This is a genomic window from Mucilaginibacter boryungensis (assembly GCF_015221995.1).
GTDB lineage: Bacteria > Bacteroidota > Bacteroidia > Sphingobacteriales > Sphingobacteriaceae > Mucilaginibacter > Mucilaginibacter boryungensis.
Map to the genome: position 1 here is coordinate 533,626 of NZ_JADFFM010000001.1, position 26,714 is coordinate 560,339.

The 26,714-nt window shown below is 44.1% G+C and carries 26 protein-coding genes; 13 read left to right on the forward strand and 13 right to left on the reverse strand.

From position 1 onward, the window contains the following. The first annotated feature begins 124 nt into the window (after window positions 1-124). The gene (gene aspS, locus IRJ18_RS02395) at window positions 125-1,870 is read left to right on the forward strand and encodes an aspartate--tRNA ligase (RefSeq protein WP_194104602.1); all 1,746 of its coding nucleotides are present in this window, start codon (window positions 125-127) and stop codon (window positions 1,868-1,870) included. A gap of 122 nt (window positions 1,871-1,992) precedes the next feature. Beyond that, window positions 1,993-2,451, forward strand: a complete 459-nt coding sequence (locus IRJ18_RS02400) for an FKBP-type peptidyl-prolyl cis-trans isomerase (RefSeq protein ID WP_194104603.1) — start codon at window positions 1,993-1,995, stop codon at window positions 2,449-2,451. A 35-nt stretch (window positions 2,452-2,486) separates the two neighbouring features. Here the strand turns inward: IRJ18_RS02400 and IRJ18_RS02405 are convergent, their stop codons facing one another. Then, window positions 2,487-3,170, reverse strand: a complete 684-nt coding sequence (locus IRJ18_RS02405) for a LytR/AlgR family response regulator transcription factor (protein WP_194104604.1) — start codon at window positions 3,168-3,170, stop codon at window positions 2,487-2,489. A gap of 28 nt (window positions 3,171-3,198) precedes the next feature. Beyond that, the gene (locus tag IRJ18_RS02410) at window positions 3,199-4,692 is read right to left on the reverse strand and encodes a sensor histidine kinase (RefSeq protein ID WP_228072497.1); all 1,494 of its coding nucleotides are present in this window, start codon (window positions 4,690-4,692) and stop codon (window positions 3,199-3,201) included. Between the two features lie 148 nt (window positions 4,693-4,840). On the opposite strand from IRJ18_RS02410, the gene IRJ18_RS02415 reads away from it, so the two are divergent. Genes IRJ18_RS02415 through IRJ18_RS02425 form a run of 3 tightly spaced genes read left to right on the forward strand, consistent with a single transcriptional unit; the run spans window position 4,841 to window position 7,403 of the window. After that, window positions 4,841-6,160: an amidohydrolase gene (locus tag IRJ18_RS02415; RefSeq protein ID WP_194104605.1), complete on the forward strand. Its 1,320-nt coding sequence runs from the start codon at window positions 4,841-4,843 to the stop codon at window positions 6,158-6,160. A 22-nt stretch (window positions 6,161-6,182) separates the two neighbouring features. Continuing rightward, a complete protein-coding gene (locus IRJ18_RS02420; protein ID WP_194104606.1) occupies window positions 6,183-7,085 on the forward strand; it encodes a hypothetical protein in 903 nt (300 codons plus the stop codon). Window positions 7,086-7,088: 3 nt separating this feature from the next. After that, window positions 7,089-7,403: a low molecular weight protein tyrosine phosphatase family protein gene (locus IRJ18_RS02425; RefSeq protein ID WP_194104607.1), complete on the forward strand. Its 315-nt coding sequence runs from the start codon at window positions 7,089-7,091 to the stop codon at window positions 7,401-7,403. A gap of 125 nt (window positions 7,404-7,528) precedes the next feature. Here the strand turns inward: IRJ18_RS02425 and IRJ18_RS02430 are convergent, their stop codons facing one another. The 3 genes from IRJ18_RS02430 to IRJ18_RS02440 form a co-directional block, all read right to left on the reverse strand. Continuing rightward, entirely contained in the window at window positions 7,529-9,073 is a 1,545-nt protein-coding gene (locus tag IRJ18_RS02430; protein WP_194104608.1) for a GH39 family glycosyl hydrolase, read from the reverse strand. 151 nt (window positions 9,074-9,224) lie between these two features. Next, the gene (locus IRJ18_RS02435; protein WP_194104609.1) at window positions 9,225-9,587 is read right to left on the reverse strand and encodes a glycoside hydrolase; all 363 of its coding nucleotides are present in this window, start codon (window positions 9,585-9,587) and stop codon (window positions 9,225-9,227) included. Window positions 9,588-9,644: 57 nt separating this feature from the next. Then, window positions 9,645-10,547, reverse strand: a complete 903-nt coding sequence (locus tag IRJ18_RS02440; protein ID WP_194104610.1) for a hypothetical protein — start codon at window positions 10,545-10,547, stop codon at window positions 9,645-9,647. Between the two features lie 162 nt (window positions 10,548-10,709). On the opposite strand from IRJ18_RS02440, the gene IRJ18_RS02445 reads away from it, so the two are divergent. Then, entirely contained in the window at window positions 10,710-10,904 is a 195-nt protein-coding gene (locus IRJ18_RS02445) for a hypothetical protein (protein WP_194104611.1), read from the forward strand. Window positions 10,905-10,908: 4 nt separating this feature from the next. Here IRJ18_RS02445 and IRJ18_RS02450 read toward each other — a convergent pair whose 3' ends face one another. The 3 genes from IRJ18_RS02450 to IRJ18_RS02460 form a co-directional block, all read right to left on the reverse strand. Continuing rightward, window positions 10,909-11,916, reverse strand: a complete 1,008-nt coding sequence (locus IRJ18_RS02450; RefSeq protein ID WP_194104612.1) for an aldose epimerase family protein — start codon at window positions 11,914-11,916, stop codon at window positions 10,909-10,911. A gap of 412 nt (window positions 11,917-12,328) precedes the next feature. After that, window positions 12,329-13,114, reverse strand: a complete 786-nt coding sequence (locus tag IRJ18_RS02455) for a DUF1835 domain-containing protein (RefSeq protein WP_194104613.1) — start codon at window positions 13,112-13,114, stop codon at window positions 12,329-12,331. 119 nt (window positions 13,115-13,233) lie between these two features. Further along, the gene (locus IRJ18_RS02460) at window positions 13,234-14,403 is read right to left on the reverse strand and encodes an MFS transporter (RefSeq protein ID WP_194104614.1); all 1,170 of its coding nucleotides are present in this window, start codon (window positions 14,401-14,403) and stop codon (window positions 13,234-13,236) included. Between the two features lie 268 nt (window positions 14,404-14,671). Between IRJ18_RS02460 and IRJ18_RS02465 the strand changes: the two genes are divergently transcribed. Then, window positions 14,672-15,958: a DUF2851 family protein gene (locus IRJ18_RS02465; protein WP_194104615.1), complete on the forward strand. Its 1,287-nt coding sequence runs from the start codon at window positions 14,672-14,674 to the stop codon at window positions 15,956-15,958. Window position 15,959: 1 nt separating this feature from the next. After that, entirely contained in the window at window positions 15,960-16,181 is a 222-nt protein-coding gene (locus IRJ18_RS02470) for a PspC domain-containing protein (RefSeq protein ID WP_194104616.1), read from the forward strand. Window positions 16,182-16,274: 93 nt separating this feature from the next. Here the strand turns inward: IRJ18_RS02470 and IRJ18_RS02475 are convergent, their stop codons facing one another. Both IRJ18_RS02475 and IRJ18_RS02480 read right to left on the reverse strand, forming a co-directional pair. Continuing rightward, window positions 16,275-17,642, reverse strand: coding sequence for an MFS transporter (locus IRJ18_RS02475; protein ID WP_194104617.1), 1,368 nt, complete (start codon window positions 17,640-17,642; stop codon window positions 16,275-16,277). Between the two features lie 43 nt (window positions 17,643-17,685). Further along, a complete protein-coding gene (locus tag IRJ18_RS02480; protein WP_194104618.1) occupies window positions 17,686-18,345 on the reverse strand; it encodes a bifunctional 4-hydroxy-2-oxoglutarate aldolase/2-dehydro-3-deoxy-phosphogluconate aldolase in 660 nt (219 codons plus the stop codon). Between the two features lie 231 nt (window positions 18,346-18,576). On the opposite strand from IRJ18_RS02480, the gene IRJ18_RS02485 reads away from it, so the two are divergent. The 3 genes from IRJ18_RS02485 to IRJ18_RS02495 all read left to right on the forward strand — a co-directional run bounded on the left by IRJ18_RS02485 (window position 18,577) and on the right by IRJ18_RS02495 (window position 20,742). Then, complete coding sequence (locus IRJ18_RS02485) at window positions 18,577-19,602, forward strand: sugar kinase (protein WP_194104619.1); 1,026 nt, start codon at window positions 18,577-18,579, stop codon at window positions 19,600-19,602. A gap of 71 nt (window positions 19,603-19,673) precedes the next feature. After that, entirely contained in the window at window positions 19,674-20,123 is a 450-nt protein-coding gene (locus IRJ18_RS02490; RefSeq protein WP_194104620.1) for a YhcH/YjgK/YiaL family protein, read from the forward strand. 118 nt (window positions 20,124-20,241) lie between these two features. Continuing rightward, window positions 20,242-20,742, forward strand: coding sequence for a DUF3347 domain-containing protein (locus IRJ18_RS02495; protein ID WP_194104621.1), 501 nt, complete (start codon window positions 20,242-20,244; stop codon window positions 20,740-20,742). A gap of 124 nt (window positions 20,743-20,866) precedes the next feature. Here IRJ18_RS02495 and uxaC read toward each other — a convergent pair whose 3' ends face one another. After that, window positions 20,867-22,273 carry a glucuronate isomerase gene (gene uxaC, locus IRJ18_RS02500; protein WP_194104622.1) on the reverse strand — a complete coding sequence of 469 codons (1,407 nt, stop codon included), beginning with the start codon at window positions 22,271-22,273 and terminating at the stop codon, window positions 20,867-20,869. Between the two features lie 261 nt (window positions 22,274-22,534). Between uxaC and IRJ18_RS02505 the strand changes: the two genes are divergently transcribed. Both IRJ18_RS02505 and IRJ18_RS02510 read left to right on the forward strand, forming a co-directional pair. Then, window positions 22,535-23,035, forward strand: a complete 501-nt coding sequence (locus IRJ18_RS02505; protein WP_194104623.1) for a DinB family protein — start codon at window positions 22,535-22,537, stop codon at window positions 23,033-23,035. Between the two features lie 187 nt (window positions 23,036-23,222). Continuing rightward, window positions 23,223-24,524 (forward strand): aminotransferase class V-fold PLP-dependent enzyme, encoded by a 1,302-nt coding sequence (locus tag IRJ18_RS02510; protein WP_194104624.1) that lies wholly within the window; start codon window positions 23,223-23,225, stop codon window positions 24,522-24,524. A gap of 1 nt (window position 24,525) precedes the next feature. Here IRJ18_RS02510 and IRJ18_RS02515 read toward each other — a convergent pair whose 3' ends face one another. After that, window positions 24,526-25,599 (reverse strand): Ldh family oxidoreductase, encoded by a 1,074-nt coding sequence (locus IRJ18_RS02515; protein WP_194104625.1) that lies wholly within the window; start codon window positions 25,597-25,599, stop codon window positions 24,526-24,528. Between the two features lie 112 nt (window positions 25,600-25,711). Continuing rightward, the gene (locus IRJ18_RS02520; RefSeq protein WP_194104626.1) at window positions 25,712-26,638 is read right to left on the reverse strand and encodes a cobalamin-binding protein; all 927 of its coding nucleotides are present in this window, start codon (window positions 26,636-26,638) and stop codon (window positions 25,712-25,714) included. Window positions 26,639-26,714 lie beyond the last annotated feature (76 nt).

Genomic DNA, 26,714 nt, shown 5'->3' on the forward strand with positions numbered 1-26,714 from the left:
CGCAATTGTTGTTATGGTTCATCGCGATACTAATGCATACTTATACCTGTGAAAATGAACAAGGAATATGCCTTTCACCTTTCGCTTCAAAAACGTACTTTTGCCGTTTTACAGGAATACAGCTATGCTACGTACACACACTTGCGGCGAATTAAACATCAGTAACCTTGGCCAAACCGTCACTTTATGCGGTTGGGTGCAAAAATCGCGAGATTTGGGCGGCACAACCTTTATAGATGTGCGCGACCGTTATGGTTTAACCCAGATTTTAGTAAATACCGACAGCAGCGCCGACATACGCGAACAAGCCCGCAACCTGGGCCGCGAGTTTGTAATTAAAGTTACCGGTACCGTTTTAGAACGTACCAGCAAAAACCTGAAGATACCTACCGGCGAGATCGAAATCAGCGTTTCGGAGATCGAGATACTGAACGGATCGAAGATACCGCCGTTTATGATAGAGGATGAAACCGATGGCGGCGAGGAATTGCGTGCTAAATATCGCTACTTAGACCTGCGCCGTAACCCTATCCGTAATAACCTGGTGATGCGCCATAAACTGGCCCAGGAAGTGCGCCGTTACCTGAGCGACCTTGACTTTATCGAGGTGGAAACCCCGGTACTGATCAAGTCGACCCCTGAAGGTGCGCGCGACTTTGTGGTGCCAAGCCGTATGAACCCGGGCGAATTTTATGCCCTGCCGCAGTCGCCGCAAACGTTTAAGCAGTTGCTGATGGTAAGCGGGTTCGACCGCTACTTCCAGATCGTTAAATGCTTCCGCGATGAGGATTTGCGCGCCGACCGTCAGCCGGAATTTACACAGATAGATTGCGAGATGTCGTTCATTACCCAGGAAGATATCCTGAACGTATTTGAAGGCATGACGCGCCACTTATTTAACCATGTGAAAGGCATTACCCTGGAAAGCTTCCCGCGGATGGAATATGCTGATGCGATGCGTCTGTACGGATCAGATAAACCCGACCTGCGCTTTGGGATGGAGTTTGTGGAAATGAACGACCTGGTGAAGGGCAAAAACTTTGGCGTATTTGATAACGCCGAACTGGTTGTTGCCATTAACGCTAAAGGCTGCGCCGAATACACCCGCAAGCAAATTGATGAACTGACCGAATGGTTAAAACGCCCGCAAATTGGCGCGACAGGTTTGATATATGCCCGTCACAACGCCGATGGAACCATTAAATCATCGGTCGATAAATTTTATGATGAGGCTGCCCTGGCCGAATGGTCTAAAGCACTAAATACCGAACCCGGCGATATGATATTAGTATTGGCGGGCGCTAAAGATAAAGTACGCAAGCAAATGAACGAGCTGCGCCTGGAAATTGGCGGCCGTTTAGGCTTGCGCGATAAGAACAAGTTCGCGCCGCTATGGGTTGTTGATTTCCCGCTGCTGGAATGGGACGAGGAAACCGAACGTTACCACGCCATGCACCATCCGTTCACTTCACCTAAGCCTGAAGATATTGCCTTGTTAGACAGCAATCCGGGAGCAGTACGCGCCAACGCTTACGACCTGGTTATTAACGGTACCGAAATAGGCGGTGGTTCTATCCGTATCCATGATAAAAAACTGCAATCACTGATGTTTAAGCATTTAGGTTTTTCACCAGAGGAAGCGCAGAAGCAATTTGGCTTTCTGATGGACGCCTTTGAATTTGGCGCCCCTCCGCATGGCGGTATCGCTTTCGGGTTCGACAGGTTGAGCTCAATATTTGCCGGACTGGATTCTATCCGCGATGTGATTGCTTTCCCGAAAAACAATTCGGGACGCGATGTGATGATCGATTCGCCATCGACCATTGCCGAAGCGCAAATGAATGAATTAAAAATAAAGACGACCGCTTAAACGTAATAACAGCTAATTAGAGGTAATTTCTCGTGTTATTGTTCAAGAACGGATAAAAACGAATAAAAATAAATAAAACGGGATAAGAATAATTTTTACCCCTAAAAATAGTTTATAAACTGATGAAAAAATATTTACTGATCTTATTTGTGCTGGTAGCGGGTCTGTCAGCATGCAGCAAAAGTGATGATTTTGATGCCAACGCACAGGCGACTACCGATGATGCAGCCATACAAGCGTATTTAAAAGCCAACAATATTACCGCTGTAAAAGACCCATCGGGTTTATACTATCAGGTGGTAACGCCGGGTACCGGCAATTACCCAACTTCAGGTTCTACAGTTACTGTAAACTATGTGGGTAAACTGTTAAATGGTACGCAATTCGATGCGTCAAACGGTTTTAAAACTTCGTTAGGGGCAGTTGTGCGCGGGTGGACCATAGGTGTACCGCACGTACAGGTTGGCGGTACCATTAAATTGTTTATACCATCGGGATTGGGCTATGGTAATACTGCCACAGGTTCCATACCCGCAAATTCGGTACTGATATTTACAATTGATCTGTTAAGTATCAATTAAAAACAAAACTAAAACGCCTGCAAACACAGGCGTTTTTAGTTTGATATCAATCCTGGGTCAAAACTGCTGCTTACCGGCACTACCTGCCCGGCAATGTGCAACTGGTGCCGCTCAATGCGGTCTATTTTATTTTTATTGACGATGTATGACCGGTGCACCCGCACAAAAACGCCGGCAGGTAAAAGGATCATGGTATCGGCCATGGTAAGGCGTGATAATATCCTGCGGCCATCGGCCAGGATAAAACTCATATAATTACCGCCGGCCTCCAGGTATAACAACTGATCAAACATTACCTTAATTTGTTCGTAGCCCGATTTAATGAAAATACTATCGGCAACAGGTGGTTTATTGCCTTGTTTTAGTAATAATTGCTCGTGCGCCTTATGGCAGGCTTTTAGAAACCGGGGGTACGAAAAGGGCTTCAACAGGTAATCTATCGCGTTAAGCTCGTAACTGGTAACGGCGTGCTCGGCATAGGCTGTTGTAAAAATAATAAGTGGTTTTTGCTGCAAGCCTTCGGCCAGCTCAATACCTGAAATATCGGGCATTTTAATATCCAGGAACAATAGATCGGTAGGGTTGGCAGCCATATAAGCCATCGCCTCGAACGCGTTAGTGAAATAGGCCGCCATTTCTATAAAAGGAACCTTCCCGGCATGCGACCGGATCACTTCCAGGGCAAGGGGCTCATCATCTATGGCAATAGCTTTTATCATTTTGTTACTAAGCTAATAAAAGGCTTGCTTATATTGGTTTTTGCTGGTCGAGCGTAAGCGATAAATGCACAAAAAACTCTTTGGTATTTTGCCTCACCACCAGTTCGTGCCTGTTTGGGTAAAGCAGTTGCAGGCGTTGTTTTACATTTTCTAAACCCGTGCCCGAATGATAACGCTCGGGGTCGTTTATGTTAACTGGGTGTACGCTGTTGTGTACATCAAGATGCAATATGTTTTCGTTTTTGTAAAGATTAACATTTATCCACGATTTTTCCTGCAGGCTAATGCCATGCTTGTAGGCATTCTCAATAAAGGGGATCAGCAGCATGGGTGCAATTTCATTATATCCCACCATCTCTTCAATTTGAATATCAATGATCATATCAGGCGATAGGGCTAATCGCATATTTTGCAGGTCGATATAGTTATGAATATAATCCAGTTCGCGGCTCAGGGCTATCTTGTCCTGGTTATTCTCGTGCAGCATAAAGCGCATCATATCGCCCAGTTTTTGGATGCCCTCGCCGGTTTTCTCGGCTTTTTCCATCAGGGCGGCTCCATATAAGGTATTCAGCGCATTAAACAAAAAATGCGGGTTAATTTGCGACCGTAAGTATTGCAGGTTTGCGTTTGATGTGCCCAGCGCTGCTTTCAGCGATGTAAGCTGCTTATACTTTTCCTTATTGGCTAAGTATACCCACCATGAAATGGCGATGGTTACCAATGTAGGCGCAAACCAATGGATGACAAGATGCCCAAAGAAGGTGAAATAATGAAATTGCAATAAAAAGGCCATTTCTATTATCCCAAGCAGTATAGCCGTACCCATTAATCTGGAAAAATAGATAAGCAGGCTAGCCGGATGCTCTTTTTTATATCCAGGTATCAGCCAATATAAATTAAGGAAATATAAAGCAAAGCAATAGGGTAGCACAAAACAGTAAAACGGACCAAAATCGCGAAAGGCGCTTGCGCTTTTTAATATCAACAAAGGGAATAGAATAATTAGCCACAGGCTGCTGATTAAAATAATTTCACGTGTTATTTTGGCAGGTAAACTTTGCGTACCGCTGGATAATTTATATTGGTAAATAATCCCTTCGCGCACCACGACGTATAAAACATAAATAAGCAAAAATGAGCTGGCCATTACAAAGCCATAGCTAAAAAATACTTTATAAGCATGGCTCACCGAACCTCTATTAAATTCCCATTCCCGCAAGTGGCTATATAAAACCATATCTGCTAAGCCTACTATAATTAATAAAACAATAGTTAGCCCCACAGCTTCAAAGTATTTCTTTTTTAGCCAGTACCGAGGCCAAACTACATAGTTAAGCGCTAAAAAAGCACTATAGGTGGCAACATAGCTTAATAGATAGGGGAATAATTCGCCCAAATAGCTGTTTAGGCTAAGGCTGTTAATATATAAGTAATGGTGCGTTATGTTTTGAATTGTGGCAATAGTTACAGTAATAAAAAAAATTGTTGCTATTCCAAATTCAATTTTGCTGTATTTCATGTTGTGTACTAATATATTACAAGCATACTACTGTTTTATGCTGATATAAAATAAATGTGACGAGGCGATTGAAAAATGTGACGAACATTGTGTAACCTTTTAAATATCTGCACATATCATTACATTTATTGAAAATCATTCCCATCACATGAAAAAACTTTTACTCCTGCCTTTCTCACTTTTTGCCATACAAGCCTTTGCCCAAACAAATGCTTCAAAAATATTGATCGCTAAGAAAGCGGATGCCATTGAAGGTAAAGTGATAGCCTGGCGCCGCGATTTTCATGAACACCCCGAACTGGGCAACCACGAGGTGCGCACAGCTGCTATTATTGCCAAACATTTGCAAAGCCTGGGACTGGAAGTAAAAACCGGGATAGCAACAACCGGAGTTGTTGGCATACTAAAAGGCGGTAAGCCGGGACCGGTGGTTGCCCTGCGGGCCGATATGGATGGCTTGCCTGTTACCGAGCGTGTGAACCTGCCTTTTGCCTCGAAAGTAAAAACAATGTATAACGGGGCCGAAGTAGGAGTGATGCATGCTTGCGGTCACGACTCGCACATGGCCATTTTAATGGGCGTGGCCGAAATATTATCGGGCATGAAGGCTGATCTGCATGGCACAGTGAAATTCATTTTCCAGCCGGCTGAGGAAGGCGTACTGCCGGCTGAATTAGTGAATGGCAAAAAATCAGGAGCAGAACAAATGGTAGCCGAAGGAGTGATGGAAAACCCGAAGGTGAATGCAGTGTTTGGTCTGCATATCCAATCCTATCAGCCTGCGGGAACCATTACCTATCGCCCGGGCGGGGATATGGCAGCTGTGAACGATATGCAGATTATTGTAAAAGGCCGTTCGGCGCATGGGGCTTATCCCTGGTCGTCGGTCGATCCGGTAGTTACTTCGGCCCAAATCATTAATAACCTGCAAACCGTAGTGAGCCGCAACCTGCATATTACCGATAACCCGGCAGTGGTAACCGTAGGTGCTATAAACGGCGGTAACCGCAGTAACATTATCCCCGAAACGGTAACCATGCTGGGAACCATCCGCACGTTTAGTCCGGCGGATGAAAAGATGATCATTGAACGGGTAAAAACCATCGCCACTAAAACCGCTGAAGCCAATGGCGCTACGGTTGAGTTGAAGATACCTTACAGCAACCATTACCCGGTAACCTATAACAACCCCGAACTGGTAGCCAAAATGCTGCCTGCCCTGCAGGCAACCGCGGGAAAGGAAAACATTATTTTGCGCCAGGCTGAAACCGGGGCCGAGGATTTTAGCTTTTACCAGGAAAAAGCGCCCGGCATATTCCTGCACCTGGGCGGCCTGCCCAAAGGCGGCGACCCAACCAAAGCACCCGCCCACCACACCCCCGACTTTTTTATTGATGAAAGTGGCTTTACGCTGGGTGTGAAAGCTTTGTGTAACTTGACGCTGGATTATATGAATACTAAGAAATAACCTACGTTAAATACCCTAACCTATGAAAAAACACCTGCTCATTACATTGATAATTTGCGCATGCTTCAAAATAGTATCAGCACAAATTACCCCTGCGCAAGTGATTGATGCTGCACATATAGCCTCGATAGCCGACAGCATAAGTGCTGAAGGCAAAATGCTGGCGCTCTCCGAAATGGCATCGTGGTATGGAACGGATGTTTTTCTTGCAAAATGTAAAAGTCGGCTTTCGCGCGCAGGTGGATACCTGTCATACAATACAGGTTCTGGTATGAATAATATCTTCTTTTCCAAAGACGAAAAGCCGGTAGTGTTGGCAACTATGTCGTTTACCCTTCCGGATATTAGCATGAACGGCTGCAAGGTTGACAGTACGGAGCGCAAACTTACCAATGCCGAGGCCGAACTTTATGCCATACGCAAGGTAGCTATGGCAGCACTTATAGCTAATAAAGATTCCATCTTTCGTTTCTATAAAAATACGGGTACCAATCCTGTTCCCATTATTGTTAACGGACAAAAACGCGTGTATTTTTTAACAAGTCCAAAGAGTAATGGCCAGGTTATTTTTGGTAACGATTACCTGCTTACATTTGATAAAGACAATCATATCACCAGCACAAAAAAGCTGCATAACAATCTCATCACAATTAATACCAAACCCGCTCCTGACGATACGAGCCATGCGGTACAGGTAGCAGGTGTGCATAATCATTTGGGTAATACCAGTCCATTTATAACAGCTACAGATATTTGTACCATGATACTATATCATAACGCTACCACCTGGAAACAGTATTATGTCATATCGCCCACATACATCTCTATTTGGGATTTCCAGGGAGCGCACCTGACTATTATTACCAAAGAAGCTTGGGATAAAATTATGGCTAACCGCAAAACTCCGGTGCCTGTTAATCACTAACTTTTGTCTAACCTACTTTTCATTTGCAGCAAAAACCAGTGGCGCAGCCCAACTGCTGAACTATTGTTCCGCAATCATTCCGTGCACCAGGCACGTTCGGCAGGGACCAGCGAGCAGGCCCGTATTAAGATAAACCAAAAATTGCTGGACTGGGCTGATGTGGTTTTTGTAATGGAAAGGAGACATCGCGATATTTTGAAACAGCGCTTTACCGTACCATCTAAAAAATTGATCGTGTTTGATATTGAGGATAATTACCAGTTTAATGACCCGGAATTGGTGGCGATGTTAAAAGAGGCGCTTGAAGGGTATCTATAAAAGATGTCATTTCGAACGAACATGGGCTGGGACGTGTAAGCGTGAGGAGAAATCTTTTACGAGAAGCCGTCTTAACGTATAAGATTTCTCCTCGTTCCTCGTTCGAAATGACACTTTTTTATTAATTATCTCCCCTTCCAAATCAATTTCACCATATAAATATCATTACTGCGGATAGGGAATTGCTGGTGATAGCTACCATTGCTTACCGTTACGTTTACTACACTGATCGATTTGCCGGTTGATTGGGCTTTCAGTTCGTTCACCTGCGCTACGGATAAGTAAGCCGGTTTGCCCCAATCGAGGTATTGGCTGTAGGGGTCGTTCATACGATAACCTACCCGGTAAACTTCCACCCGGTATTTGCCATTGGTAAGGTGCGTTAGTTGCAGATTGACAGGAACTTTATCCGTAGGTGGCTGTATTTTACTGAAAGCTATCTGGTTATAATCTTTTGTAGGAAACGTGAAATCCCAAAACAAGGCCTGCACGTTTTTACCTTGTTTGCAGATGATTGAAGTAGGATCGTTCGTTTTCAATTCCTGGCTGCCTAATTCATTCAAAAATTTATAGGCATAATAGGTTGGCTTCCTGATGTCCTGTAAGTTCAGCAAACCAAACCCGCCGTGGAATGAAGTTGGCCCGGCGCCGGCTTCCTCAAAAATATCGGTAAACGTCCAGTACGACATACTGTTGGGCCATGGCGCGGCTTTTTTCAGCACATTTAGTATAAAGGCCGCATTTTGATAGGTATCGTGCATTGGGTCGCGCGATGATGGCGAGGTGTTCCATTCGGTAAAATGCAGCTCAGCATTTTTAAAGCCCGAAGCATTTATTTGTTTGCGTACTTTTTCTACGTCCTGTGCTACCGAATCGGCATTGGGTTTTAACCTTTGTTTTTTCAGGCCAAATTCATCCAGTACAGATGTGGTGGCATAATCGTGCGTCGATACAAAGTCGACCGGGAGTTTATGATCGTCGCAATATGTTAAAAAATCGCCTATCCACTTAACAGCCGATGTAGCCGGGCCGCCTACACGGTAAGTTGGCGATACACTTTTTATAGCTTTGGCCGTATGCCCGTATAACTCAAAATAGTCTGCCTGTGTACCCGCAAAGAAGCCGCCAAGGTCGGGTTCGTTCCATACTTCAAAATACCACTTTTCTACCTCGGCTTTGCCATACCTGTCCTGAAAATGGCTTACCAGGCGGCGGATGAGTTCTTCCCACAACTCGTAAGTTTTTGGCTTGGTTACATTGCCCTTCCACCAAAAAACGGTTTTGGTGCCGCTGGCCATATCGGTGGGCATAAAACCCAGTTCCACAAATGGGCGGATGTGGATGCTCAGCAAATAATCGTACAGTTTATCAATATACTGCCAATTGTATACCTGCTTGCCCTCCTTGTCAATTTTATACACCTGCATATCATCGTTCAGCAGCCCGTGGAAGCGGATGTAACGGAAACCCATATCCTTTTGTACCTCGGCCAATTGCTGCTGCCAATCGGCCCGCAAACCTTCGTTAGCGCGACCGGCACCCACACATTCGTTAAACATAGCAGGTTTTTTACCTGCAACCTGTGTTAGGTCGGCGCGGATAGTACGGGTTTGGGCAATGGCACAGCAAGCCAGGAAAATAAACAGTAGCGTATAGCAGGTTTTTTTCATTTTAGCGGATAATTGGTATTGCTAAAATACCCGTTTATGCCAGTCCATTAGCCCGACAAATGAAACAGAATTACCTTGTAAATGAATAGGGGGCGTAAATAAAAAAACCTCGCCCCAAGGCAAGGTTTTATAGGTCGATTTTTAAAGTTTACTATTTTTCTTCCACACGTTTTAGCATACCGTGCAGGTTGGTACCATTATAATCCACATCTATAGTAATAGAATCACCATAAAACTTGCCTACGTTTTTAAGCATGGTGCCATTAAAATCGAGGTTAAAGGTAAAATTAGTCCCGCTTATTTTACCATCGGTAATGGGAATGGAGGTATCAGCCCCATCGGCAGTACCTGTTAGTTTATCACCTTCAACCTTAAAGGTGTATTTTACAGGGAAGTCGCCATTGGGGGTTTTAATTGCACCGCTCCATTTGCCGGTCAGGTCGGCAACAACAGCCAAACAAATCAAAAAACTGCAAAGCACAAGTGCCAGGGTTGAAAATAATCTCTTCTTCATGGTTTGTTAATTTTTCATGAATATAAAACTTTTTCCTGAAAAGTTTCCCGACTTCCCTCAATACAAATTATAATGATATATCGGTTCCCCAATACCTTCGCTGGCGGTATAGTAACCTTTTCCATCTGGTGTAAAGCCAATGGCTTCGCCTTGTTTTTCCTGCTTGTAATATAGTTTAGCAGGTTTTTCGGTCATGGCCTGCCACACAGGTACACCGGGTGTGCGTTTCCAGTAATATACGTTCTTGTAGTTTTTTAACAGTATCTGGGTGCCGTCTTTAGAAATATCGCCGGCGGTGACCCACTTAAACGGCGGTATCCCGCCCAGGTGAATGGTACTGCGTTTGGTGAGGGTTACCGTATCATTCCCTTTAAAGTTTAGCGGGGTAGTATATATGCTTACCGAATTTTTCCGTTTGGATACGATGTACAGCAATTGGTCAACCGGGTCAACCATCAGTGTTTCGGCATCCTTAGCACCATCGGGGTATTTTACATATAGCGGCGCTGCTGTTATATGTTTCACACTATCCGGCCCACTTATCGGTGGCTCTTCAAAGCGATAGATCACCAGGTGGGTACGTACAGCCTGGTTATCGCCAATATCGCCTAAATACACATAGCTTTTACTTTTGTCGGGCCCGGGGCCAACGGCAATGTCTTCACAATCATTTACGCCCAGTTTTTCGGTAGCCTCACCTTTAAAATAATAGGTAGCTTTTAGTTTGCCTTCGGGTGTAATAGCAAAAAAGCGACTGGTGTCGCCACTATCGTTATGAATATAATAAATGCCTTCGTGTTCAGCAGATGCTGCAATGCCCGATGTTTCATCCAGCATATTGCCGGTAAGATATCCCGTAACAGTGCCTTTTTCATGCCTTATTTTTTGGGCATAGGCAGCAATCAGCATTAAAATTATGAACGATGGCAGCAGTATTCTTTTCTTTTTTAACCAATTCATTAGTACAAAGGTAACGTAAGTAGTATGAAGTTATTATTAATTATAAGGCGTTAGCATTATACATAAACCATTTATGAGTGCAATTGTGCGGGTAAAATCTAATTCAAAAACTAATAGCTCTTTTAAAACGTTATAAAGTAACACGACGTTAACTGTGACCCAATGAAAACAGATAACAAGCATTATAAGTTTATCAACAGTCAAACCGGTAACACTATTTTTTATCATCAGGTTGGAGCGTCCCTTACCGGGGATGAACTTAGGGCTGTACTCGAAAAAGTGAAGGCACAGGTTGCCACGCAAAATGCCCTGCCCGTAAGTACAATTTATTGGGAAGAGGTAAAGGACACCAAATAAAAAGCTATTCAACCACTCCAAAGCGGTATACGGACGAAGATCTGAATACTTGTCCTGCACTTAATAAAGTTGACGGAAATGCGGGCTGGTTAGGCGAATCGGGGAAGTGCTGTGTTTCTAAACAAAACGTGCTTCGGAAATCATCTTTACTGCCGCCCTTAAAGGTATTGGTGCCATCCATAAAGTTGCCTGTATAAAACTGCATGCCCGGTTCGGTGGTATCTACGGCCATGGCAATGCCCGTTTTGTCGCCAATGGCTTTAGCGGCGAAGGTTAGTTTTTGCCCTTCAACCCTGTTCAGTACATAGTTATGATCATACCCCCGGGCAACTATAAGTTGTTCATGATCGGCCCCAATATCCTTACCAATAGGTTTCGCCGTCCTGAAATCAAACGGGGAATGTGCTACCGTTCCCAGTTCGCCGGTGGGGATCAGGTTTTGGGTAACAGGCGTGTAGCTATCGGCGTTAATTTGCAGGGTATGGCCCAATATATCGCCATCGCCCTCACCGTTCAGGTTAAAATAAGCGTGGTTGGTTAAGTTAATTATAGTGTCCTTATCGGTGGTGGCTTCGTAATTTATCACCACGGCGTTATCAGCCAGCATATAGGTTACTGTAATATACACATTGCCGGGAAAGCCATCCTCGCCATTGGGTGAATACAGCTGCATTGTGATGCTTTGATCCTGTACGTCCAGTATATCCCAAACTTTAGCATGTATGCCGCCGCCGCCGTGCAGGCAATTTGGCCCGTTATTTACCGGTAGCATATAGCTTATCCCATTTAAGCTGAACCGCCCTTTAGCGATACGGTTAGCAAAACGCCCAATGGTTGCACCGTAATAAGGAGATGTAGCCTGTTCGTATTCATCAACCGTTTTAAATCCTGCCACAACATCAACAAGGGTGCCGTCTTTCCCGAGGGTAAGCAAGCCCACCAAACGTGCGCCATAATTGGTAATAGTAACTTGCAGATGTTTATTTTTCAGGGTAATGAATTTAGCCGGCATATAGCGAATAGGTAGAATTAGTGTGCTAAAATAAAGAATTATCCGACTAAATATTTATAATCCACCCTCACTTGTTCGCCGCATCATTTTCTCATAAAGTAATAGCCGAAGCTAAAATCAATTGATCTTATAATCCAAGACAAAACTGCAGTATGATGGCATAAGTTTTGTGCATAATTATGAAAATTTTTACTTAAACAAATAGTGCCGGATAATTCGTGGGACACCACTTTTATCTAATGTGCCTGAAGGCAGCAGGAGTATTGGAAAATATGATCGATAATTATATTAACTTCTCTCCCTAAACCGATTTTTGACGGCGGCCATTTCATAGGGGTCGCCGTTTTTTGTATCGTTTTAAATCAGCCTAAACGGAGATATGGAATTAAAAGAAAATTTCAAATGCATAAGCTTAGGAGAGGTACCCCTTCTGTCTCAATTTATCCAAATACAAGCCCACTTCCAAATCGCCCAGGCCATAAATTTTATCGGTCTTCCAAAATTCGGTGCAGATACCAATTTGATCGGTTATGCCCATATTATAAATGTCCAGCAATTTTTGCTCGATATGGTTTAGTCCGTTTGCATTAACCAGCAGGCGCTGTAAATGCGCTTCGAGCGCAGTTTTCAACCAATGCATGCAACCCCAGAACCTGGTTTTGGCCAGGTATTGTTTTAAATGCTCAGCATCGTGCTTTACATACATTTCCCAGGTTTCGGCAGCGATAACAAAATCTACTTCACTTAACTGTGTGCGGATGGTATTGTAGAGATACAATTGTTCTTTGCCATTCAATTCGCCCATGCCACCAAAGTTTGGCTTACCCGGAAATTCGCCGGGGCAAATTAAATAAATAGCCGGCCCCGATAAATCGGTTTGCTGTTTCAGATAATTCATTACCCCCAGCATATTGCTTTGGCAGTGAAGGTCGTATTCAAACCAAAGGTTTATTTCATCGTGCGGCTTACTTAATACGGCCAATTGGTCAATCATATCCCGTTGATAGGCTTCAGGGTTATCATCGAAGGTTTTACATATCCACTCCGATCGCGTTTCCCAAAAATGTGCCCCGCCAATGTTTATCTCCAGCGGGCCTTCCGAAAGTACTTCGCGCCAAACCATAATATCCCCATCAAGCCCGGTTTGCTTAAAGCCCACAAGTGTCGAGTCGCCATTAAGAACATGCAGAATTTTCATAGATCAGTTTTGTTGATGTATTCTGTAGTAAGATAAATATGACGACTATTTGTTACGCCCAATTTTTTATTAGATGCCTAAAGCGTTAAATCGTTCGAGTGTTAATTTTTTTCAAAGGCTTAGTGTGCGCCATCATCCTTTATCATCGATACCATCCAAACAATTAGCGCACCAAAAGCGGCTATTATGCCAAACGCCATCCGCAGGCCTGCTGCCTGCGCCACAAAACCTACAAATGGGGGCACCAGTAAAAAACCGAGGTAACCAATAGTTGATATGGCTGCAATAGCCGATGCGCCACTCATAGTTTTTGATTTCCCTGCCATACTGAAAACCAGTGGCACAATACACGATACCCCGGCGCCAGTGAGCACGAAACCTATGCAAGCCGCTACGGTATATGGGATCAGTACAGCAATTAACAAACCTGCAAATATCAGCCAGCCGCTATATTTTAAAATAGGTTTAACTCCTAATTTGTTCACCATTTTATCGCCCGCAAACCGGCTGATGGTCATAGCCACCATGTAAAATACAAAACCTGCCGTAGCGGATTGTTTAGAGGTATGTACGGCCTTTTCAAAATAGATACCGCCCCAGTCGTACATGGTGTTTTCGCAAGCCATACAGGCAAAACAGATGAGCGCGAATTTAAGCAGGAACTTATCGGGGAGTGAAAATACAGGCTTTTTTTGCAGCGCTGATGGTTTATGATAGATAGTTTCGGGGTAAAACCATAAAGCAGTTATGATCATCAATATGGCTACCGAGGGTAAATGCCAGGCTGGCGCCACATTAAAGGTCACCATTAAATAGCCTACTGCTGCACCGGCAAAGCCCGCCATGCTCCACACCCCGTGAAAGAAGGTCATAATAGATCTGTCGTAAAGCGACTGCACGCTAACCGATTGCGCGTTGAGCGACAGGTTAAACAAATTACGGGACGAACCGAAGAAGAACAATATGACTGCCAATTGCCAGGGATGCGTAACAAAACCTAATAAACCCAGCATAATATTATACATCATAGCGCCGCCAAACATGATGCTGCGACTGCTGAAGCGGCCAAGGAGCTGACTGGTTAGCGGCATGGTCAACATCAAACCGGCGGGCATGGCAAATAATATTGCGCCCAATTGTGCTTCGTTTAAATGCAGATGCTGTTGGATAGAAGGGATGCGCGATGCCCAGGCCGAATAGCCAAAGCCTGAAATGAAGTAAAACACCGTGCTGGATATGCGGGCCCTTTTGGGTGTTTTATAAGTGATAATAGCATCGGTATGCGGCATGGCGCAAAAGTAAGATGTGTTGATGAGAAATGGATAGGTGTATAAATGTTTATTTGATAGTTGACCGTAAGCAAACCTGCCAATTCAAGCGTCTAGCCTGGCGGGGTCGATAAGTTATAATCCTATTTGTCATTGCGAAGAGTGTAGCGACGCGGCATCTCGTAGGACGTAAATTAAACTACGAGATTGCCGCGCTATCGCTCGCAATGGCATTCTTTTAAAACTTGCAGCAATTTTATCATCTGTACATTTTTACTATTTTTAAACCATGCTTATCACCGAGGATCTCTTGCATTACGTATGGAAGTTCCGCCTGTTCAACAGAATGGGGTTGCGGACTACCGATGGCGAAGAAATAGAGGTATTCTCGGCAGGCATGGCGCATACCGATGGCGGGCCCGATTTTCAGAACGCGCGTATCCGCATTGGTGAAACAACCTGGGCGGGTAACGTGGAGCTACATGTATCATCGGCAGACTGGAACCGCCACGGCCACCAAACCGATGGCGCTTATGGCAGTGTAATACTACATGTAGTTTATAAGGACGATCAACCAGTGATAATGCCCGATGGACGGAAAGTTCCTACGCTGGAATTGTATAACCGCATCCCTGATGAACTTTATCAGCGTTACCATTATCTGATCTTCAGCAACCAAGCATTTATCCCCTGCGAAGCCACCTTAAAAACCGTTGATGATATTACTATGCGTAACTGGCTGACGCGTGTGCTGGTAGAGCGATTGGAAAAGAAATCGACAGCGGTAATTGAAGCTTTAGCTGTAAACCGGGGAGATTGGGAAGAAACTTTTTACCGGTTACTGGCGGCAAACTTTGGTTTCAAGGTGAATGCCTTGCCGTTTGAGATGATGGCCAAATCGCTTCCGCAGATCATCCTGGCCAAACACAAAAACTATCCGCTGCAAATTGAGGCATTGATATTTGGCCAGGCCGGTTTTCTGGAAGATGATTTTGTTGATGAATATCCGCGCAAGCTAAAAGAAGAATACAACTTTCTGCGCAAAAAGCACAAACTGACTCCGGTAGAAAAGCATCTGTGGAAATTCCTACGGATGCGCCCGCAAAACTTCCCAACCATAAGGCTTGCACAATTCGCGGCACTGGTGATCAATTCCAATCACCTTTTTTCGAAAATATTAGAGGTAAAAGACGTTGCCCAACTGCGCGATCTGTTTGCCAACGCTAAAGTACACCCTTACTGGGATACCCATTTCCGGTTTGATGTAGAAAGCAAATCGTCGCCAAAAAACATGGGTGCAAGTGCGGTTGATATTTTATTATTAAACACAGTGGCCGTAACCTTATTTACCTATGGTAAACACCTGCAAAAACAATATTATATCAGTCGTGCGCTTGCTTTGTTAGAATATTTACCCGGCGAAAAGAACAATATCACAGATGATTTTGTTACCTTCGGGGTGAAAAGTACTACAGCGTTCGATTCGCAGGCGTTGCTTGAATTAAAAAATAGTTACTGCAACTATAAGAAATGCCTGCAATGCGCCGTTGGTAATAAAGTATTAAAATTGTCCTGATATGTTACAACGCATCCTTACATTTTTTGAGCGGTACTCCTTTGGGGTTTGTACCTACCTGGGCGAGCGTTTTAATATCTCAATAAATAAGATCAGGCTTTTTTTCATTTATTCGTCGTTCCTGGCAGTAGGCTTCCCCCTGATATTCTACTTCTTTGCCGGCATTGTGCTGGATATCCGCAACTATGTAAAACGCATGCGTAGCCGCGTTAGTGATCTGTAAAATCAAATCTGATCATGCCATACAGGTTTTCCAGGATCTGCATTAAAATAAAAAAGGGGCTATTAAGCCCCTTTATATGTTATATCACTGATATTATAATTCAATAACCTTGTATTTGGGCACCAGTACCTTCATAATGCACCAGGCTATAAGGTAAGCCGTTGCACAAATGGCAAACATAATGCTGTAGCCTGTTTCAATATGGCCAAGGGCCTTATAATGATCGAACAGGTAACCGCCCAGTTTGGTAATTAATACACCGCCAATACCACCGGCCATACCACCAATACCCACAATTGATCCAACTGCTTTTTTAGGGAACATGTCGGACACGGTTGTAAATATATTGGCCGACCAAGCCTGGTGTGCCGAAGCGCCAATACCTATCAATAAAACAGGCATCCAGTAAGAAATATAGCCTAATGGCTGTGCAGCCAATACTACCAACGGTATAAAGGCAATTAAAAGCATGGCTTTCATGCGGCCGTCATACGGCGTATCGCCTTTGTTAATAAAATAAGCCGGGAAATATCCGCCACCTATACTGCCAAACATAGTCATGCTGTATAGCACTGCCAGGGGTACCTGTATAGCCATGCCTGAAATATGATACTGATCGTTCAAATAAGCGGGTAACCAAAAAAGGAAGAACCACCATACACCATCGGTCATAAACTTACCAACGGTAAATGCCCAGGTTTGCCTGTAGGTAAGCAAGTGAAACCACGATACTTTTTTGGGATCGCCACCGGCAACATATTTGCCTGAATGATCTTCCTGGTCGGCATAAATATACTTGTACTCTGCTTTTGATAAACGCTTTTGTTCTTCGGGTTTATCGTAAAAGATCAACCAAAACAACAGCCATATAAAGCCTATAGCACCTATAATTAAAAAAGCGGCTTCCCAACCCCAATTAGCGGCAATCCATGGTACGCTCAGGGGTGCTAAAATAGCGCCAACGTTTGAACCTGAATTAAAAATACCGGTTGCAAACGAACGCTCTTTCTTTGGGAAATATTCGGCAGTAGCTTTAATAGCAGCCGGAAAGTTGCCCGACTCGCCAATGCCCAACACCGCCCTCGAAAACATAAAACCAAGTATAGAAACCGGCACCGTTGCAATGCCTACCCAGCCTAACACAAAATTCAATTTCTCGCCTATCGGGATAGCAAGCGCATGTATAATAGCACCTATGGACCATACGACAATAGCCCAGGCATAACCTTTTTTGGTGCCAAGCTTATCAATAATACGGCCGGCAAACAGCAGGGATATGGCATAAATAAGCTGGAACATGGCTGCGATATCCGCATAGTCGGTGTTGCTCCAGTTAAATTCCTTTTCAAGCGACGGTTTTAAAAGGCTCAATACCTGACGGTCCAAATAATTTACGGTTGTTGCAAAAAACAACAAGGCGCAAATTGTCCACCGGTATTTGCCTACTTTGGTTTCACTCATTTTTTTCTTCTCGGGTAAATATAGGGTTCTTTTATTGGTAAAATTATCGGCTTGCTTTCACAATTTCCATCGCTTCTTTAGTTGCGGCGGTAAGTTCGTCATATTTTTGGCCTTCCATCACATCTTTGCTAATTAATTTGCTGCCCATGCCCACGGCGCAAACGCCAGCTTTAAACCAGCCCCCAATGTTCTCTTTGGTCAATTCAACGCCACCGGTAGGCATAAACAGCATACCCGGAAACAACTCTTTAATGCCTGAAAGAAAAGATGGGCCCAGTAAATTACCAGGGAAAAGTTTCACCACTTTAGCACCCAGGTTTTCGGCTTTAATAATTTCAGTTGGTGTCATACAACCAGGCACCCATAGTAATCCTGCTTTTTCAGCAACGGGTATCACTTCTTCTACCAATCCGGGGCTAATAATATAATCTGCACCGGCATCAACAAAGTCCTGCGCTTGTTTGGCATTTTTAATGGTGCCTACGCCTAAATACATCCCGCCCAGTTCTTTATCACAAACCTCGCGCAGTTTGGCAAAATTTTTCAAAGCTGCCTCGCCCCGGTTAGTGTATTCAATGGTTTTTATACCGGCCTTATATAAGGCATGTAAAATATTTACGCTAACCTCGGCATCTTTATTAAAATACAACGGTAAAATACCTTGTTCTGGTATTAATTTTAATATTGCTTCTTTCTTATCCATCTTAGTGTTATTATATCTTTAGATTTTAATTGGGGCTAAAAGTATAAAGAAAATATAGAAAGATGTATGCTTGATTAGCATTTAGTTCAAAACAATTAACGCAATCGTTTCCGCTCATTTTTTTTATAATATCTTAGTAATTAGTTAGGTTTAAATGTATTTTTGACCGCCGCGGATAAGCCGTAATTTATTTGTAATTTATTTTTTTCAATTTTAAAACATAACCCAACGATGTCTAAAAAAGTCGTAACCCTGGGAGAGATAATGTTAAGGTTATCAACTCCTGATTTTAAAAGATTTGTCCAGTCTGATACTTTTGACGTTACCTACGGTGGCGGCGAGGCCAACGTTTCGGCAGCACTTTGCAACTATGGATTGAATGGTACCTTCGTGTCAAAAGTGCCAAATAACCCCATCGGTCAGTCGGCTATTAACCACCTGCGCCGTTATGGTGTTGATACGCAATTTGTAGCACGTGGTGGCGACAGGTTAGGGATATATTTTTTAGAGACAGGCGCCTCAATGCGTGCATCGCAAGTGGTTTATGACCGTGCCGGCGCTTCTATTGCCGATGTTGATGCCAGCGAATTTAACTGGGATGCTATTTTTGAAGGTGCCGATTGGTTCCACACCACCGGTATTACACCTGCATTAAGCGATAAAGCTGCGGCTTTAACTTTAGCTGCCTTAAAAGCGGCGAAGGCAAAAGGCATTACTACTTCTATCGACTTGAACTACCGTAAAAAACTTTGGAGCAAAGAGAAAGCCCGCCAGGTGATGACCGAGCTTTGTAAATATGTTGACGTTTGTATTGGTAACGAAGAAGATGCCGATACCACTTTAGGGTTCACCAGCGAAGGCACCGATGTAACCAAAGGCGAACTGAACCTTGACGGTTACAAAAGCGTTTTCAAACAAATGAAAGAAAAATTTGGCTTTAAATATATTGCATCAACCCTACGCGAAAGCCATAGCGCCAGCGATAACGGCTGGAGCGCTTTAGTATATGATGGTACCGAGTTCTACCACACCAAACAATACGAAGTACGTATAGTTGACCGTGTTGGTAGCGGCGATTCGTTTGCCAGCGGTTTCATCTTTGGTTTGGTTACCGGTATGAGCCAGGGCGATGCTGCCGAGTTTGGCGTTGCTGCTTCTGCATTGAAACATACTATCCCAGGCGATTTGAACCACGCTACTTTGAACGAAGTAAAAGAACTGGTTAAAGGCGATGGCTCGGGACGGGTACAGAGATAAGTTTAAAGTATTGAGTTTTGAGTGATGGTATAGAAACTCATTACTCAAAACTTACAACTCAACACTAAAATATGATTATAGATAAATTAGAGAACGGCGCCCAATATGCTGCTCTACACCCAAATTTTAAAGTAGCTTTTGATTATTTATTATCAACAGATCTGGCTGCTTTAGAGGTTGGTAAATTTGATATCGCCGAGGGTGTGAAAGCCATTGTAAGCGATAAGGATGGCGTAACTGCTGAAACTGCCGGTGAGAAGTTTGAGTGCCATAATAAAAACATAGATATACAGCTTTGCATCCGTGGCAACGAAACTATGGGTTGGAAACCACGCACAGATTGCACCCAGCCAAAAGGAGAGTTTAACGAAGAGAAGGACGTAATTTTTTACGCCGATAAACCCGATATGTACTTCAGCCTTAAGGGCGGCCAGTTTGTGATCTTTTACCCTAACGATGTGCACGCGCCTATGATAGGCGTAGGCCCGATCAAAAAATTGGTGGTGAAAGTGGCTATTTAAGTCGCGAGTTTTAAGTGAAACAAAAAGTCCGTACAATTTTGTGCGGACTTTTTGTTTTACAAGATGTCATAGAAATTGTAATAGCATAAATTGTTAACTTTACTCATAAACAAACAACATGAAAGCATTAAAAGCATTAATACTATTCTTATTCATAGCCGTAAGTACACAAGTAAAAGCTACCGATAACACGGTTATCAGCCCAATAATAAAAGCTTATCTGGGTATAAAAGATGCCCTGGTAACTGATAATAGCAAAGCTGCCAATGAGCAGGCCAAAGCATTTACCGCGGCTATAAAAGCAGTTGATGTAAATAAATTGGACGCTACACAAAAAATAGCATGGACCAAATACGCAGAAAAGCTACGCTTTAACGGCGACCATATCAGCGAATCAACCGAACTGGCCCACCAGCGCGAACATTTCCAGAAACTATCTGACGATATGTACGCCCTTGTAAAAAACATGAAAAGTACCGATGTTACTTTATACCGCCAGTATTGCCCAATGAAAAAAGCCTATTGGCTGAGTTCATCCGACAAAATTGCTAACCCTTATTACGGCAAAGCAATGGATGAGTGCGGTGAAGTGAAGGAAACGATAAAGGCCAGCAAATAACATAACCATCTCCAACACGTCGTTTCACTCCTCACAATGACGTGTTGGAGATAACAAAAAAGGAGGACCATTTGGTCCTCCTTTTTTGTTATGCTAACTGCAAACTTTAAATTGTAACTGAAATTTACACATCCCAGCCAAAGTAGTTTTTAGCGTTATAGAAGCAAATATCCTGTACAATTTTACCTATCCAGGCTATATCGTTTGGCAGTTCGCCGTTCTCTACATCATCGCCAAACAGATTACATAGCAACCTGCGGAAATATTCGTGACGTGGGTAGGAGAGGAAACTGCGCGAATCGGTAAGCATACCTACCAAGCGGCTTAACAGACCCATATTGCTTAAAGCATTCATTTGCTTGATCATGCCGTCCTTTTGGTCAAGGAACCACCAGGCCGAACCAAACTGTATCTTGCCCGCAACCGAACCATCGTTAAAGTTACCAATCATGGTAGCTATCAGTTCGTTATCAGCAGGGTTAAGGTTATAGATAATAGTCTTTGCCAGTTTATTGTCTGTATCCAAACGGTTAAGGAATTTAGACAGCATACGGGCCTGGCTAAAATCACCTATCGAATCCCAACCGGTATCCGGCCCTAATTGCGATAGCATGCGGGTATTGTTGTTGCGCAAAGCGCCCAGGTGATATTGCTGTACCCAACCTTTCTCGTGGTCCCATTCTGCAAAGTAAACCAGCATGGCCGATTTAAACTTCAGTATTTCCATTGGCAGCAGCACACCACCTGCACGGATGGTTTTAAATATGTCGCTGATCTCTTTATCGGTATAATCTTCGGCATATATTTGCTCCAGGCCGTGGTCGGATACCGAGCAGCCATTAGCCGCAAAGTAATCGTGACGGGCTTTCAGTGCTGATAGGTAGGTATCAAAATCGCTGATGTTGGTGTTGGTCACCCCTTCTAGTTTGTTGATGTATGCATTCAACCCGGCTACATCATCAGCAGCCATCGCTTTATCAGGCCGGTAGGCCGGTAATATTTTTACGGCATAGTTATCAGCCTTTATTTGCTGATGGTATTCCAAGTTATCCAGTGGATCGTCGGTAGTGCATACCACCTTCACATTCATATTCTGTATCAAGTTACGTACCTTGTAATCGGGTGTTTGCAGCTTGGCGGTACATTCATCGTATATCTTTTTGGCTGTGGCCAATGATACAATATCATGCATGCCAAAATAACGCTGTAATTCCAGATGTGTCCAGTGGTAAAGCGGATTGCGCAGGGTATAAGGCACTGTAGCCGCCCATTGTTCAAACTTCTCAAAATCGCTGCCGTTGCCGGTAATATATTTTTCATTCACACCATTGGCGCGCATAGCACGCCATTTGTAATGGTCGCCATACAGCCACACTTGGGTAAGGTTGGCAAAATTACTGTTTGCCGCAATCTGATCGGGCGGTAAATGGCAGTGATAATCAATTATCGGCATCTGCTTCGCATACTCGTGATATAAACGGCGTGCGGTCTCAGTTTTCAGCAGGAAGTTGTCGTCTAAAAAGTTACTCATAAAATAAGTTTTAAGCACAAATTTGCTCGCTTAAAACGCTGCTAAGGTATTAATTATTCCGTTTTATTAATAGCAGATATATGCCTATTTATATAGATAATTAGCCACTTTGTAACTGATTGATCCAGGGGGTATTTAAATGCGCTAAAAAATTATAAAGTTACTGTCGCAATTGCCCCGTTAATTGTCGTTTTTACGCATTTCACAATAATTATGCAGGCCTTAATTTTACGTTATCGCTAAAAATAAATTATACAAATCATGGCAAAGCATATTTCAGCAGAATTACTGACGGTAAAAGAAGACCTACTAAAGATAGTATCAGATTTTAAACAAGAACAATTTAATAAAGTACCTTTTAAAGATAGCTGGACCGCCGGGCAAGTGACCGAGCATGTTTATAAATCGGTAAATGGCGTTCCTGCTTTATTGAATAATGAAGCTTTACCAACTCAACGCGACCCTGAACAGCACGTGGGGCAACTGCGCGCTATGTTTTTAGATTTCAACACCAAAATGAAATCGCCCGAGTTTATATTGCCTTCGGATGAACCAAAGGATAAAGATGAGTTGACCCGGTTGCTGGATGAAACCTTTACCGGAATTATTGAAGCCGCTAAAACGCAAGACCCTACACAAACCATACAAGGTTTCGAATTTCCGGGTTCGGGGCCTGTTACCCGGATAGAGCTGCTGAACTTTATTTCAGTACATACGCAAAGGCATATCCATCAGCTGAAAAATATTTGTGCGGCGGTGTGACTCACCCCGACGACGCTGCGCTGGTCGGTACTATATTTGCGTTCCGCGGAAAGAGGGCAGGATTTCCTTTCCCATAGGGATACGGACCCTCTCGTTACGCCGAAGGCGAAGAGGGGGTTACGCACGAAGTGCCGCGGGGTTAGTCTAACCCTATTGCATACCTCCTACGAATCTCCTAAATTCGTTCATGACCAATAACCGTCGCTTATTCCTGAAACAAGCCGCTGTGCTTACAGGTGCTTTTTCTGCAACCAGCTTATTTAACCAGGCCCACGCCGAAGCCTGGCACGAAGCCGAACAAAAGGTAGCGCACCTAACGCCGCAGCAAGTAGCCGAGGATGAAGACTTTTGGGGCGTAATACAGCGCGCTTATAGCGTAAGCACCAATATTATGATACTGAATAATGGCGGGGTTTCACCATCGCCCATTGTGGTACAGGAAGCGGTTGAACGATATAACAAGCTGGCTAATGAAGGTCCATCCTATTTTATGTGGCGTATATTAGACCAGGGCCGCGAACCCCTGCGTGAAAAACTGGCCTTGCTTGCCGGTACGTTAGCCGACGAAATAGCGGTGAACCGCAACGCCACAGAGGCACTGAACACTATAATTTACGGCTTACCGCTCACTAAAGGCGACGAAGTGATAGCCACACGCCAGGATTATCCGCATATGCGACAGGCATACCATCAACGGGCTTTACGAGATGGGATAGTTCACAAAGAACTTAGTTTCGATTTTCCTATTGAGAATGATGAGCAAATAGTAAAAGTATACGCAGATGCTATTACACCCAAAACTAAATTGATACATGTTACCCATGTCATTAACTGGGTTGGCCAGATTATGCCGGTACGTAAAATATGCGATATGGCCCACGCCAAAGGTATTGAGGTGATTGTAGATGGTGCCCACTCGTTCGGTTTACTTGATTTTAAGATATCCGACCTGCATTGCGATTATTTTGGCACCAGCCTGCATAAATTTCTATCGGCGCCTATTGGCAGCGGCATGTTATGGATCAAGAAGGAGAAGATAGCCAAAGTATGGCCGCTGCTATGTGATGATAACCCCCAAAGCGGCGATATCCGCAAGTTTGAAAACATTGGCACCCGCAGTTTCCCTATAGAGCAGGGCATTGGCGAGGCGATAAACTTTCATTTGGCAATTGGCAGTAAACGCAAGGAAGAACGCATCCGCTACCTTAAAGATTATTGGGCTAGCCGCGTGCAGCATGTGCCGAAGGTTAAGCTGCATACCTCGTTAAAACCAGCCTATTCCTGTGCTATTTGCGGCGTAACAATAGATGGTATGACTCCGCAGGAACTGGACGGCGCACTGTTTGGCAAATATAAAATACATACTACATCCATCGTAATAGAAAATATTAAATGCGTGCGTATTACCCCGCATGTGTATACCACTATTGCCGATATGGATAAGTTGGTGAAAGCGATTACTGAGATTGCGGGAACGGTGAAGGGATAGCTTACAAACCCTTTAAACCAAACCTTACAGCTAATTCATTTAAATCCTTCACCACGGCATCAACTAACGGAATTCCATTTTGCCTCCTGTCAATTTCTGCTTCCAGTTCTGGCTCGCCGGGGATAATGACTTTCTGATCAGGATTGATAGTTGAAGCAGATTTAAACCGGCTGATCCAATTATCCAGGTTATCTTTAAAATCCTGGACAGGGCGGAAGCCGTCAACCCGCATAGCACCCAGGAAATGGCCGATGCCTTGTCCTACAGGATCAGTCGGGGGATCTAAAAAAGCTACAAACGGCGGTACCCACGGGCCGTAATTAGCCCCCGACAATACCGCTGATAAAATATCAACCGTGGCGCTTAAGCCAAAACCTTTGTGACTGCCATGTTCACGGTCGCTGCCTAAGGGTAATAGCGAGCCGCCGGTTTTCAGCGCGTGCGGGTCTGTTGTGTAATTTCCTTTTGCATCCTGTATCCAGCCTTCGGGTACTTGCTTACCGCCGCGCTGGGCTATTTCCAGCTTGCCATTGGCTGCCGCAGAGGTGGCCATATCAATTATCAATGGTGGATACTGCCCAGCCGGAAAAGCGTAGCACATGGGGTTGGTCCCCAGCATTCGCTCGTTGCTAAAAGTGGGCGCTACCAGCGGACTGGCATTGGTCATGGCAAAGCCTATCATGTCCTTCTCCACCGCCATCAAAGCATGGTAACCGGCAATACCGAAGTGATTAGAATTGCGTACGGATACCCAGCCCGAACCATATGCTTCAGCTTTTTGCATGGCTACCTCCATGGCAAATGGCGCTACCACCAGTCCAAGTCCCGCGTCGCCGTCAACAGTGGCGGTAGTTGGGGTTTCATGCACAATGCGAATGTCGGGGGTGGGGTTTATCCGGCCTTTCTCCCACAGCCTGATATAGCCCGACAGGCGCGCAACGCCATGTGAATCTATTCCCCGCATATCCGATCTTAGCAGCACATCTGCCGAAAGACGGGCATGCCCTTCACTGCAGCCTATAGCGAGGAAGATGTTGTGGGTAAATTGGCGGAGTTGGGTCTCGGTGACTATCATAATTCTACATTTTTGTCATTGCGAGCGATAGCGTGGCAATCTCATAGTTCGTAAATCATACTACGAGATTGCCGCGTCGCTGTGCTCCTCGCAATGACATATACTTATTGGTTCAAATACTAAACTTCATCCACCCATTACCCTCGTAGCCAAAAATAAACTGTTTAGGGTTAATAATTTCGGCCAGTATCTCAATAGAATCCACTATCCGCGGACCAGGGCGGTTAAAATATTGGTTACCATCGGTAATATACAAACGGTTGTTTTTTACAGCTTTCAGCTCGGCAAAACCAGGTTGCTGCAGCAGGATACTTACTTCTTTTAATGCCCTGTCCATACTAAACCCACAGGGCATCAGCACTATAATATCCGGATCGGCAGCGGCAATGTCTTCCCATTTCACATAAGGCGAATGTTTACCAATTGAGGCCAATATCGGCAAGCCGCCGGCTATTTCAACTAATTCGGGTACCCAATTGCCCGATATCATCATCGGTTCCAGCCATTCTATACAAGCCACAGTAGGCTTGTCTGCTATGAATTTCAGTTTGTGTTTGATGATATCCACCCTTTCGTTCAGTCTTTCCAACAGATCAGCACCTGCGGCTTGTACATTTAAAGCTTCCGCCAAAACGGTGATATCATTAAAAATATCAGTCAAATTGTTAGGCTGTAAAGAGATGATCTGAGTTTGTTTATCCAGGTAATTGCCCAGCGCCTGCTCAACTTCTTGTACGGATACCGCACAAACATCGCACTGGGCCTGGGTAATCACCACATCAGGTGAAAGCGCTTTAATTACTTCGCGCTTTAACGTGTAAACCGATAGTGCCTCAGTTAATATTTCCTTTACTTTATTGTCAATTTCCAGGCTGCTCATTCCGTCGGGAAAATTGGCTTCGGAACATATAGGCAAAGCTTTTACATTTTCGGGATAATCACATTCGTGCGACCGGCCTACCAGGTTACCCTGTAAACCCAGGGCGCAAACAATTTCGGTAGCGGCAGGCAATAATGATATAATTTTTTGCTGGGACATTAATTGCAATTAAATACGGTGCAAATAACGTTAAATTCAAATTTTAACCGAAATATAATATACGCTATCAAAAAGC